Source organism: Methylobacterium sp. Leaf117, from assembly GCF_001422985.1.
GTDB lineage: Bacteria > Pseudomonadota > Alphaproteobacteria > Rhizobiales > Beijerinckiaceae > Methylobacterium.
In genome coordinates, this window is the sequence record NZ_LMNL01000034.1 from 798232 (window position 1) to 809646 (window position 11415).

At 69.8% G+C, this 11415-nt stretch carries 10 protein-coding genes and 1 tRNA gene; 8 read left to right on the top strand and 3 right to left on the bottom strand.

Annotation, left to right across the window (positions count from 1 at the left end; genetic code table 11):
- Positions 1–43: 43 nt before the first annotated feature.
- Entirely contained in the window at positions 44–958 is a 915-nt protein-coding gene (locus tag ASF57_RS18350) for a TIGR01459 family HAD-type hydrolase (RefSeq protein WP_056485719.1), read from the top strand.
- Between the two features lie 27 nt (positions 959–985).
- On the opposite strand, the gene ASF57_RS18355 is transcribed toward ASF57_RS18350, so the two are convergent.
- Together ASF57_RS18355 and ASF57_RS18360 are read right to left on the bottom strand one after the other, a co-directional pair.
- Positions 986–1519, bottom strand: a complete 534-nt coding sequence (locus tag ASF57_RS18355; RefSeq protein WP_056187692.1) for a protein phosphatase CheZ — start codon at positions 1517–1519, stop codon at positions 986–988.
- 40 nt (positions 1520–1559) lie between these two features.
- Entirely contained in the window at positions 1560–1943 is a 384-nt protein-coding gene (locus ASF57_RS18360) for a response regulator (protein WP_018046001.1), read from the bottom strand.
- A 244-nt stretch (positions 1944–2187) separates the two neighbouring features.
- Between ASF57_RS18360 and ASF57_RS18365 the strand changes: the two genes are divergently transcribed.
- The 6 genes from ASF57_RS18365 (at position 2188) to ASF57_RS18390 (ending at position 9671) form a co-directional block, all read left to right on the top strand.
- Entirely contained in the window at positions 2188–3378 is a 1191-nt protein-coding gene (locus ASF57_RS18365) for an 8-amino-7-oxononanoate synthase (RefSeq protein ID WP_056485722.1), read from the top strand.
- Between the two features lie 368 nt (positions 3379–3746).
- Positions 3747–3822 (top strand) — tRNA-Ile (locus tag ASF57_RS18370).
- 545 nt (positions 3823–4367) lie between these two features.
- Complete coding sequence (locus tag ASF57_RS18375; protein WP_056187697.1) at positions 4368–7145, top strand: molybdopterin cofactor-binding domain-containing protein; 2778 nt, start codon at positions 4368–4370, stop codon at positions 7143–7145.
- The gene (locus ASF57_RS18380) at positions 7142–7657 is read left to right on the top strand and encodes a 2Fe-2S iron-sulfur cluster-binding protein (protein ID WP_056187700.1); all 516 of its coding nucleotides are present in this window, start codon (positions 7142–7144) and stop codon (positions 7655–7657) included. The genes ASF57_RS18375 and ASF57_RS18380 overlap by 4 nt, the downstream gene beginning before the upstream one ends.
- Before the next feature lie 11 nt (positions 7658–7668).
- Complete coding sequence (locus ASF57_RS18385; RefSeq protein WP_056187701.1) at positions 7669–8286, top strand: hypothetical protein; 618 nt, start codon at positions 7669–7671, stop codon at positions 8284–8286.
- A gap of 329 nt (positions 8287–8615) precedes the next feature.
- Entirely contained in the window at positions 8616–9671 is a 1056-nt protein-coding gene (locus ASF57_RS18390; RefSeq protein ID WP_056187705.1) for a hypothetical protein, read from the top strand.
- On the opposite strand, the gene ASF57_RS18395 is transcribed toward ASF57_RS18390, so the two are convergent.
- Entirely contained in the window at positions 9659–10729 is a 1071-nt protein-coding gene (locus ASF57_RS18395; protein WP_082504114.1) for a helix-turn-helix domain-containing protein, read from the bottom strand. The two genes, ASF57_RS18390 and ASF57_RS18395, sit on opposite strands and share 13 nt — an antisense overlap.
- A 327-nt stretch (positions 10730–11056) precedes the next feature.
- Here ASF57_RS18395 and ASF57_RS18400 point away from each other — a divergent pair, with 327 nt between their 5' ends.
- On the top strand, positions 11057–11386 hold the full coding sequence (locus ASF57_RS18400; RefSeq protein ID WP_056187707.1) for a multidrug efflux SMR transporter: 330 nt from the start codon (positions 11057–11059) through the stop codon (positions 11384–11386).
- The last annotated feature ends 29 nt before the right edge of the window (positions 11387–11415 follow it).

Here is an 11415-nt window from a genome sequence, read left to right on the forward strand (position 1 = left end):
ACGGCGCTCCCTCCACGCCCGCCGCCAGGACAGGTCCGCCCGCATGACCGAGACGCCCGCACGTTCCGCTGCCTCCCGGCCCGTTCCGACCCTGGACGGTCTTGCGGGGATCGCGGAGCGCTACGACCTGATTCTCTGCGATGTCTGGGGCGTGCTGCATGACGGCACCAACGCCCATCCGGGGGCGAGCGACGCGCTGATGCGCTTTCGCGCCTTGCCGGAGGCGGGGCGGCCACGCCGGGTGGTGCTGGTCTCGAACGCGCCGCGCCCCTGGGCCGGCGTGCAGGCGATCCTCGACGGGTTCGGCGTGCCCCGCGCCGCCTACGACGCCATCCTGACCTCGGGCGACCTCACCCGCAGCCTGATCGCGGCCCATCCGGGCGAGCGCCTGCACCATCTCGGGCCGGAGCGCGACGCCACGATCTTCGACGGGCTCGACGTGAAGCTGGTCGACGTGGCGGCGGCCGACCGCGTGGTCTGCACCGGCCTGTTCGACGACACCTGCGAGACCGCCGAGGATTACCGCGCGACGCTGGAGGCCATGCGGGCGCGGGCGGTGCCGATGATCTGCGCCAATCCCGATCTCGTGGTCGAGCGCCGGGGTGAGCTCGTCCCCTGCGCGGGCCTGATCGCGGAAGCCTATGAAGGCCTCGGCGGCGCCGTCACCTACGCGGGCAAGCCCCATCGTCCCGTCTACGAGGCGGCCCTGACGCTGGCGGGCGGCCTCGACGGGCGCGTGCCGCCGGAACGCGCCCGGGTGCTCGCGGTCGGCGACGCGCTGCGCACCGACATCGCGGGGGCGGCGGCCTACGGCATTCCCAGCCTGCTGGTGGCGCGCGGCATCCATGCGGAGGAGCTTGGGGTCTCGGCCGCGCACGCGAGCCTCGGCGACATCGCCGACTGGCTCGATCGTCAGGCTGTCCGGCCGGATGCGGTGATCGAGCGCCTGGTCTGGTGATTCTGGTCTGGTGATCCTGGTCTGGTATCAGGCGAACAGGGCGTCGATCTCGTCCTGGGCGACGGCCGGGCCGTTGATCTGCGGTCCGTTGAGGATGAGGAGTTCGCGGCGGACCCGGCGCTCCACCTCCTCCGGATCGATGCCGCCCTTGTCCTTGGCCTTGACGGCGCTGGCGAAGCGCGAGAGCCGGCTCTCGAGCTGATGCAGAGCCTCCACCACCTTGGCGATGCGCTGGCCGGTGATGTCCTGGAAGGTGCAGGCCTCGAAAATGTCGTTCATGCGCGCCTCGACGGTGGCGCGGTAGTTCTTGTCGTCGGGCAGGCCGAGGATCTCCTCGGCCGTGTTCATGATGGAATTGGTGGCGCCCGCCGTGGCGGCCACCACGCTGCCGAGTTCCTCATGGGCCATCGGCAAGCGGTCGCGGGTGAGTTCGTTGGCCCGGAGCGCGGCGATCTCGTTGCGCAGGTGCGCGATGTAATCCGCGATCTCGACCAGTTCGCGGATCAGTGATGGCTTGTCCGGCGAGGAATTCGCTTTGCGCGCCTGCTTGGCGAGTGGCATGGTCCCTTGCTCCCCCCTTACGGTGTGCGTCGGCGATCGATCAGGCGCCGCAGACCGCTTCGATCTTGCTCTTCAGCGTGGCGGCGTTGAACGGCTTGACGATGTAGTTGTTCACGCCGGCCTTCTTGGCGGCAATGACGTTCTCGGTCTTCGACTCGGCGGTGACCATGATGAACGGCGTGGTGCGCAGGGCTTCGTCGGCACGGACGTGGCGCAGCAGCTCGTAGCCCGTCATCGGCTCCATGTTCCAATCGGAGATGACGAGGCCGTATTTGCGGTTCTTCAGGCGGGCCAGGGCGGCGGTGCCGTCGGAGGCGTCGTCGACCTCTTCGAAGCCGAGCTGCTTGAGCAGGTTGCGGATGATACGGACCATCGTCTGATAATCGTCGACGACGAGGATCGGCATGCCGAGATCGAGGGCCATGAGTCGGTGTGCTCCGTCAGGGGAGGGCCGGCGCGGGGCACGGAACTCCGGGAATGTGCCGGAACGCCAAGCTTAGGGCGCTCCTTGGCGAGCAAACTACGCAGCATCGCATTGCGAAGCGGTTAACTGCCCGCGCGTCGTATCTTGTCGTCCGGCTTCGTCGTGGCCCCGAGCTGCTCTGCGGCGCTGCGATAGACCGGGCTGTCCTTGACAAGGCCGTCCCGCTCGCCCCCATGCGGGCGGCATGTCCGCCCCTCCGTCCGATACCGGTTCCCCGCCGTCCAGCCTCGACGCGTTCGCCCGCGAGACCCTGGCCGATCTCGAGGCCCGCGCCCTGCGCCGCCGGCTGATCGACACCGCGCGCGGCCCCGGCGTCACCGCCCGACGGAGCGGCCGGACCCTGGTGTCGTTTTCCTGCAACGATTATCTCGGGCTCTCCGACGACCCCCGGGTGATCGCCGCCGGCCAGGCGGCCCTGGCGCGCTACGGAGCCGGGGCCGGGGCCTCGCGCCTCGTCACCGGCAACCACCCCCTGCTGGGCGCGCTGGAAGCCCGGCTCGCCGCCCACAAGGGCAAGGCCGCCGCCCTGGTCTTCGGCAGCGGGTACATGGCCAATCTCGGCATCGTGCCGGCCCTGGCGGGCGCCCGGGACCTGGTCCTGATCGATGCGCTCGGCCATTCCTGCCTGTTCGCGGGGGCGCAGGTCTCGGGTGCCACGATGCTGCGCTTCCGCCACAACGACGTCGGCCACCTGCGGGACATCCTGGTCGCGCGGAGGGGCCGCCACGGGCGCGCGCTGATCCTCACCGAGCGGGTGTTCAGCATGGACGGCGACCGGGCTCCCCTGGACGCTCTCCTGGAGGTCGCCGCGGCCCACGATGCCTGGACGCTGGTGGACGATGCCCACGGCCTCGGCGTGGTGGAGGCGGGCGCCCGTGCGCCCCTGGAAATGGGCACCCTGTCCAAGGCGCTGGGCTCCTATGGCGGCTATCTCTGCGCCTCGCGCGAGGTCATCGACCTCATGACGAGCCGGGCCCGCAGCTTCGTCTACACCACCGGCCTGCCGCCCGCCTCGGCCGCGGCCGCCCTGTGCGCGCTGGACATCATCGAGGCGGAGCCCGAGCGCGCCGCCCGACCCCTGGTCCTGGCGCGCCGCTTCACGGCGCGGCTCGGACTGCCCGAGGCGACGAGCCCGATCGTGCCCGTCCATGTCGGGACGGCGGAAGCGGCGCTCGCCCTCTCGGCCGCCCTGGAGGCGCGCGGCTTCCTCGTCGTCGCGATCCGGCCGCCGACGGTGCCGGCCGGCACCGCCCGGCTGCGCGTGGCCTTCTCGGCCGCGCACGACACGGCGCAGGTCGACGCCCTCGCGGATGCTCTCGCCGAGGCTCTCGCGGATGCCCAACTCGGCCTCGCGCCCGACCGGCCGCCGGCCTGAGGCGTCCGGCCGAACCCTGCAGCGGGGCTTCGGCAAGGCCCGCCGCGCCGGAAACGCCATCGGCCTGTCGCGCTGGCCTCGTGCTCGACGCCGATGCCCGGCAGCCTGCCAGGGGGCACCATCGAGAGCCGGCTGACGCTCTATGCCTGCCCCGCCGTGCCGGTCTCGGGAATTACGGCGCCGGCCCTTGCCGTCCAAACCTTTCCCTCGATGAGCCCGCCTTGCCGCGTCTTCCACCGTGGCACGCTCCGGGCGCCGGAAGCCTTGCCGCCGCTGACGGATCGCGCTAGGCAAACCCGGCGTGTCCGGTGCGGGTGCGGTCCTGGAGATCGTCCCGGACACCGAAACGCAAGCTGTCCCAACGGTTTGGGCCTGTAGCTCAATGGTTAGAGCCGACCGCTCATAACGGTCTGGTTGCAGGTTCGAGTCCTGCCGGGCCCACCACCGACGGCCTTTCCGGTCCATCCTGGGCCGATGCAAGAACAGGTCTGGTCGAACACGCGGCCTGAGGCTGCCTCGATTCCCCCTTTTTGGACACCTTTGGACCCCATCGCCCGGCGCGTCGTGCCGGATGGGGCTGTCCCGGGCATGAGCGGGCAGGCGCCACGGAAGAGGATGTCCGCCGGAGCGAAGTCGATACCGAGTAGTATGCCTCGGCGACAATGTCCTTATTCGGACCCTTGCCGACGCGACAATAACGTTAAATTACATGTGTTAATTTGCGAATATCTACCATCAATATCTATAATATATTTTAAAACTTATACCGAACAACAACTCGTCTATCAGTGGCATATCAGCAACGCTTCGGTTTGACCGCAGTTTTGCGTTTCGGCGTCTATCGATTTCATTAAGATATATGTTCATAGAGTCCGTATAGGACGTCTCGCGGGCGGGGTGTTGATCGGCTCTGCAAGATGTCGGCTCCAGATCGGGCTGCGGCGACCGGATCGACATGGAACGCCGAACGGAACCTGGAGAATTGGACCATGCGCGCGTCGCGCCGTGAATTTATGACTTGGGTCACCGCGAGCGGTATTTCGCTCAGCCTGTCCCGCCTCGCCGCCGCCCAGGAGCCCAGCTTCGCCGCCCGCGAGACCTTACCGGGCCGGAACCACTGGAATCCCGCCTCCGGCGGCCTCGGTCGCATCGACGGCAGCCCGAAGGTGACGGGGGCGAAGCTCTATGCTTCGGATTTCCGCGCCGCCGACATGCCGGGCTGGCCGCAGACCACCTCCCACGCCCTGCTGGTGCGGGCGCCGGACGCGTCCCGCGTCTATCTCGGCCTCGATCTCGCCCGCCTCGACGGGCCGCTCAAGCCCACCGTGGTGGTGACGGCGGACGACGTGACTAAGGCCAATCTCACGGTTCCGGACTTCTATGCCGGCGACCTGTTCTGTCCGGTGGGCAAGACGCCGCTCTATCTCGGCCAGCCCCTCGCGATGCTGATCTTCGACAGCTTCGACGCCTTCGACCGGGCCCGCCTCGCCTTCCGCGACGGCACCCTGGTCCAGTTCGGCGACGAGACCGGCCCGGTCGAGGGCGAGAATTACGGCGCCTTCCGCTTCACCCGCGTCGCCGGCCCGACCCCGCAATCGCCCGACGTCTACTCGCCGATCCTGGCCGGATGGGTCAGTCCGGGCCGCATGCAGCATTCGCCCCTGCCGGTCTGGGAGCCCTACGCCCGGGAGACCTCGAAGCCCTACGGCAAGGCGGCCCGCTACGGCGAGGCCATCCGCGCCGAGCTGACGGGGACCGACCCGGACCTGCTGGTGCTCGACCGGCGCTTCGAGACCCAGTCGGTCGACCCGATGTTCCTCGAAACCGAGAGCGGCCTCGGCTGGTACGACGGCCGGAGCCGAAAGCTCGAACTGGTGCTCGGCATCCAGTCGCCCTACGAGGGCGCCGAGGCCATCGCCACCCTGCTGAGCAAGGCCAAGGCCGCGTTCAAGCCCAAGCACATCGAGGCCGATTTCGCCTATATGGGCGGCGGTTTCGGCGGGCGCGACCACACCCCCTTCATCCTCTACGTCACCCTGGCGGCGATCTTCTTCCCCGGCCGCCCGGTGCGCCTGGCGCATGATCGCTTCCAGCAGTTCCAGGGCGGCATCAAGCGCCACGCCTTCAAGATGCACACGCGGATCGGGATCAGCCGCAAGACCGGCAAGATCACGGCCTTCGCGGCCGACCACGTCCTCGACGGCGGCGGCCTCCAGAACTTCTCGACCAACGTCGCCACGGTGGCGGCGGCGGCGGCCATCGGCATCTACGACATCCCGAAGGTCGACGTCACCACGGTGGCCCTGCACAGCCGCGGCGTGACGGCCGGCTCGATGCGCGGCTACGGCACCGTGCAGACCATGACGGCGCTCGAAACCCTGATCGACGAGGCCGCCGCGGCGCTGCCGCTCGATCCGATCGCGTTCCGCCGCCGCAACGCCCTGGCCCCCGACGGCCGCACCATGATGGGCAATCGCTACACCGTCTCGGTGCGGACGCTGGAACTCCTCGACAAGCTCGAGGCGCATCCGATCTGGACGGCGCGGGCGGCGGAGAAGGCCCGGCCGAAGCGCGACGGCATCGTCGTCGGCACCGGCGTCGCCTGCGTCACCAAGGATTACGGCACCGGCGCCGACTGCTCCATGGGCCGCATCGAGATCGACCCCCAGGGCCGCATCTCGATCGCCTGCGATCAGCCCGAGATGGGCAACGGCATGGGCACCGCGCTGGCGAGCCGGGTCGCGATCCACATCGGCGGCCTCGCCGACGAGGTCGCCCTCGGCCAGCTCGACGCCTTCGGCGCCCTGGCGCTGGTCACCTCCGGCAATTCGTACACGATGGATCAGGCGACGCAGGACGCCGTCGAGAAGAACAGCCGCTGGGTTCCGGCCATCAGCTCGGCCACCGCGGCCTCGAACGGCGCCCATGTGGGCACCCACGCGGCGGCCGAGGCGGCCCGCGTCATCTTCCGGTTCGGCCTGTGGCCGGCGGCCCTCGCGCTGTGGAACATTCCGGCCACCGACCACCGGGCCGAGCAATGGGCCGAGGCGCGGTGGCAGGAGGGCCGTCTGGTCTTCGCCGATCTGCCGCCGCTGTCCCTGCCGGATCTCGCGGCCAAGGCCCATGCGGCCCGGCTGGTGACCGGGGCGATGACCCACTGCTTCTCGCGGTGGGCCTTCGCCAGCGCCACCTTCCCGATCCAGGACAAGCGCTATCGCGCCGAGGCGGACGCCCTCGCGGTCCGCCACGGCGCCGGCCCGTTCGAACGGGTCGCCCGCGTCGCCGTCGCGTTCCCGCCCACCAGCAACAACCGGATCGGCACCACCTTCGGAGCCCAGTGCGGCACCGTCGTGCGCGTCGAGATCGATCGGACCAGCGGGGCGATCCGGATCGCCAAGGCCTATTCGGTGGTGGAATGCGGCCGCGCCCTGGTCCCGGAAGTGGTGCGGGGCCAGGCCCAGGGCGGCTTCGCCATGGGCGTCGGCTACACCCTGCTGGAGACCCTGCCGCTCTACGAGGGCGGCCCCGGCAACGGCCAGTGGAATCTCGGCCAGTACGTGGTGGCCCGTGGATCGGACCTGCCGCTGCACGATCTCGAGATCGAATTGCTGCCGCCGGTCTCCGCCGACGAGCCGCCCAAGGGCATCGCCGAGGTGGTCATGATCCCCGTCGTGCCCGCCATCCTCAATGCCATCTTCGACGCGACCGGCCACCGCTTCTACTCGCTTCCGGTCACCCCCACCATGCTCAAGGGAGCCCTGGCGTGACGGCACTGGTCATCACCATCAACGGTCGGGTCCATGGTCCGACGGAGGTCCGCGACGACCTCACCATGAACGACTTCCTGCGCGAATATCTCGGGATGACGGGCACCAAGTTCGGCTGCGGCGCGGCGCAGTGCCTGAGCTGCGCCATCATCGTCGATGAACCGGACGGGACGAGTTCCACCAGCCCGACCTGCATCGTCCCGGCCGTGAGCTTCAACGGCAAGACGATCCGCACGGTCGAGGGGCACGCCAAGGGCGACGAGCTCAGCGTGCTGCAGAAGGCCTTCATCCACCACTTCGCGTTCCAGTGCGGATACTGCACGCCGGGCTTCCTCAACGAGGGCCAGGTGCTGCTCGAGCGTCTGGCCCGGACGCCGGTGGCCCGGGCGGACGTGGAATCCACCATCGCCGAAGCCCTCGACGGCCATCTCTGTCGCTGCACCGGTTACGTCAAATATCACGAGGCGGTCCGCTCCGTGATCCTGGCCGAACCCCAGCGCTACCTCCTCTGAAAGCCCGGCCGATGACCTCTTCCCTCCGGACCCGCGGCCTCGCCGCGGCGGCCGTCCTCGCCGTGTGCCTGGTTCGGGTCGATGCGGCCGAGCCGGTTCCGGCCGGCCGGCTCGCCCCGCCGCAGAGCTTCGACGCGATCGCCGACACCCACACGCGCTCGGCGGCGATCTTCACCGAACTCGGCAAGGTCCTGACCAGTCCCCGCTGCACCAACTGCCATCCGGCCGGTGACCGGCCCCGGCAGGGCGACCACAGCCGGCCCCACCAGCCGCCGGTGTTCCGCGGGCCCGACGGCTTCGGCACCGCGTCGATGCGTTGCGGGAGCTGCCACGGCGCCGCCAATTTCGAGCCCGGACGGATGCCGGGGCATTCCGACTGGCACCTCGCCCCGCGCTCGATGGCCTGGGAGGGCAGAAGCGTCGCCGAGATCTGCGAGCAGATCAAGGATCCGGCGCGCAACGGCCAGCGCAAGGTGGAGGACCTCCTGCACCACATCGGCCAGGACACCCTGGTCGGATGGGCCTGGGCGCCCGGATACGGCCGGACGCCGGCGCCCGGGACGCAGGCCGAGGCCGGTGCCCTGGTGGCGGCCTGGATCGCCAGCGGCGCCGCCTGTCCGCTGAAATAGGGCCGGATCGCGCGGGCTCGCGGCCCGGCATCGAACGCCCTCGTTCACCGAATACCCTGCCCCGGCGATCTGTCGAAGCGATCGCGCGGCGGCAGGCTTCGCAACGCATGCGACCCGTGCCCGGCGCCCGAGCCGGGTTCATGGTGCGCCCGGCGACGATCGGCCGGCCGGATGCGAAGGCGGAGCGGCGACATCAACCACGACCGCGACGAGCCCGGCTCGACCGCTGTCGGCCCGCGCTGCGGCGCGGCGGCGCACAGGCGCCGAACCGGCGAGCCCGACCGATGGGGCGGCTTATCGGGACTTGGACATTCACGGGAGAGACGTCGATGCTTACGTGTGCGGCCCGCCGGGGCCTGCTTCTGGCCTGCCGCGGGCATGTCCGTGCGGGGCTCGGCCTTGCGGGGCTCGGCCTTGCCGGTCTTGGCCTCGCGGGTCTTGGCCTCGCGGGGGTCAGCCTCATCGGAACCGCGTCGGCCGCGGACGGGCCCGCAGCGCCAGCGCCGCCCGTGGGGCCGGTCGCGGCACCGCCCGCGCCCTCGCTCTTCAGCTTCTCCGACACCATCATCAGCTACCGGTTCCAGGGGCCGTCCGCCGAGCCCGGGATCAGCGTCCAGGGCCCGGACGGCCGGCGCGAGCCCCGCGCGGTGCCCAAGAACGTGGTCAACCTGTTCCACGCCAATACCTGGACCTACGGCACCAACCTGCTCTCCCTCGACATCCTGCGCTCGGGGTCCCAGGACCCGGCGGGCGACAAGTTCGGCAACTTCCCCGGCGTCGGCGCGACCGAGTTCTACCTGATCTACCGGGGCGTCCTCAGCGGGAACCAGATCTTCGACACCGACGCCTTCAGCATCCCGGGCCTCGTCAAGGATATCGGGCTGTCCTTCGGGGCGGACATCAACACCAAGGACACGACCTTCGATTCCGAGAAGCGCGCCGGCACCTTCGGCCTCAACTTCGCGTTCGACGTGCCGGCCGGATACGTGAATCTCAAGGTCCAGGCCTACAAGGAGTTCTCGCGCAACGGCTTCGCGGTGGGCCGCTTCCGCAGCGTCGAATACCGGATGACGCCGGAATTCGAGCTGACCTATGCGCTGCCCCTGAGCTTCACCGGGCTGCCCCTGTCGCTCGCCGGCTTCAACACCGTGATCCTGCCCAAGGGCCGCTACGGACGCATCAACGAGAACGAGACCCAGGTCGAGTTCGTGTCGCAGACCAACCTGGTGCTGGATGTCGGCCAGCTCGTCGCCGGCACGCCCCACCGCTTCGAGGTGTTCGCCGGCTTCCAGTACTGGCACAACAAGTTCGGCGGCGATCCGCGCCGGACCATCAACACCGAGGAGAAGGCGCTGATCGCGGGCGTGTCGTATCACCTGCCGTGAGAGGATGTCCCGTCCGACGGTGCGTCTCCGGAGCGTCGGGCGCCAAGATCACGGATGCTTGGATCACGGATGCTTGGATCACGCAGGCTTGGATCACGCAGGCTTGGATCACGACTGCGAAGATCGCCGGGCGGGAAGCCGAAGCGCCGGCGGAAGGCGCGGTTGAAGGTCGGCACGTCGGTGAAGCCGCAGCCATACGCGATGGTGGCGATCTTCAGGCCGTCGTTGTCCGGCGAGGCCAGGTGGCGGTAGGCATGGGTCAGGCGCGCGGTCCGGATCTCCGCCGCGATGCCCTCGGTCTCGGCAAAGGCCCGGTAGAGCTGGGTTCGCGACAGCCCGAGCGCCGTGTGGATCTGCCGCGGGCAGAGGCCCGGGTCGTGCAGCCGCCGCTCGATCTGCGCCCGCGCCAGGGAGATCACCGCATCCCGCGACAGCTCCCTCCGCGACCGGCCGGCCGCCTCCGGGACGAGGCCCCGCAGCAGGTGCAGCAGGCTGTCCAGGGCCGCGTCCGCCTCGCCGTGGGACATCGCCCGCACCGAGCTCGCGAAGGCGCGGAACTGCGGCGCGAAGGCGGATATCGCGGGTCGGCTCGCCAGAATCCGCCCCGAGAAGGCATCGGCATCGCCGAACCACGCCTCGAACATCCGGCGCGGTACGGCGATGCGGAGTTCCTCGTAGGCGTTCTGGGACCCGGCCATGAAGGGCCGGTTCCGGACCAGGAAGCTGATGTCGCCGGCGGCGATCCGCCCGCCGCGGTCGTGCTGCTCCTGGTAGCCGATCCCGTCGAGGGCCAGGGCGATGGCGACCTGCTCGGGGGCGTTCCGGTCGATATGGCCGCTGCCGAACCGCAACCCCACCGGCGAACTCGCCGTGTGCGTCAGCGCCCAGTCCGCCGCGGCCACGGCCAGCCGCCTGGCCTGGAAGGGCGCCCGCGCCTGGACCCGCTCCACGTCGCCGAAGGGCGCCAGCGCGGTGGCGCGCCAGAACGCGAACGCCTGCCGGGGTTCGACGCAGGTCGTCGTTTCGATGACGCTGGGAACCACTGCCGGCCGAGACATCCTCAACGCTCCGATCGCGCGGGGTCGCCGACCCGGAGCCGGCGCGATTTCCACGGGTGTCGCGTTCCATAGCCGAAAGCGACGCGGCCCGGCAGCTCCAATTGTTGGAAACCGACCTGTGCCCGTCCGAGCCTGTTGACTCCGCCCAAGACTTGTCGCTCTCAAGATCCGCCGTACGGGCGCCCGGCGAAAACAAGACTAGAGCCCGCAACAGCGCGCCTCATTCACGGGGCGCCACACCGGAAATTAACGCGCCCGGTGGTTCCTGTCGGGCGCACGCATCGCCCGGCGCTCCGTCGGCCCGCCGCTTCCACGGACGCTTCCCGCATGAATCCCTACCTGCTCCTCGCCTTCGCGATCAGCGCCGAAGTGACCGCGACGCTGGCCCTCAAGGCCGCCGACGGGCTGACCCGGCCGGTGCCGACCGTGATCATGGTGGTGGGCTACGGCACCGCCTTCTGGCTGATGTCGAACAGCATGAACATGCTGCCGATCGGCGTCGTCTATGCGATCTGGGCCGGGGTCGGCATGGTCGGGGCGGCCCTCGGCGGCGCCCTCCTGTTCGATGAGCCCATCACCCTGTCGATGATGGCAGGCATCGCGGTGATCGCCGTGGGCGTGACCATCCTGGCCTCGGGCCAGAGCGCGGCCCACTGATCCGCTTTCAACCCCCGGACATGGGGTCC

What these genes read in the sequence shown, in the direction of transcription:
- ASF57_RS18350 (WP_056485719.1), top strand. Translation starts at nt 44, where the DNA reads ATGACCGAGACGCCCGCACGTTCCGCTGCCTCCCGGCCCGTTCCGACC.
- ASF57_RS18355 (WP_056187692.1), bottom strand. Translation starts at nt 1,519, where the DNA reads ATGCCACTCGCCAAGCAGGCGCGCAAAGCGAATTCCTCGCCGGACAAG.
- ASF57_RS18360 (WP_018046001.1), bottom strand. Translation starts at nt 1,943, where the DNA reads ATGGCCCTCGATCTCGGCATGCCGATCCTCGTCGTCGACGATTATCAG.
- ASF57_RS18365 (WP_056485722.1), top strand. Translation starts at nt 2,188, where the DNA reads ATGTCCGCCCCTCCGTCCGATACCGGTTCCCCGCCGTCCAGCCTCGAC.
- ASF57_RS18375 (WP_056187697.1), top strand. Translation starts at nt 4,368, where the DNA reads ATGCGCGCGTCGCGCCGTGAATTTATGACTTGGGTCACCGCGAGCGGT.
- ASF57_RS18385 (WP_056187701.1), top strand. Translation starts at nt 7,669, where the DNA reads ATGACCTCTTCCCTCCGGACCCGCGGCCTCGCCGCGGCGGCCGTCCTC.
- ASF57_RS18390 (WP_056187705.1), top strand. Translation starts at nt 8,616, where the DNA reads ATGCTTACGTGTGCGGCCCGCCGGGGCCTGCTTCTGGCCTGCCGCGGG.
- ASF57_RS18395 (WP_082504114.1), bottom strand. Translation starts at nt 10,729, where the DNA reads ATGTCTCGGCCGGCAGTGGTTCCCAGCGTCATCGAAACGACGACCTGC.
- ASF57_RS18400 (WP_056187707.1), top strand. Translation starts at nt 11,057, where the DNA reads ATGAATCCCTACCTGCTCCTCGCCTTCGCGATCAGCGCCGAAGTGACC.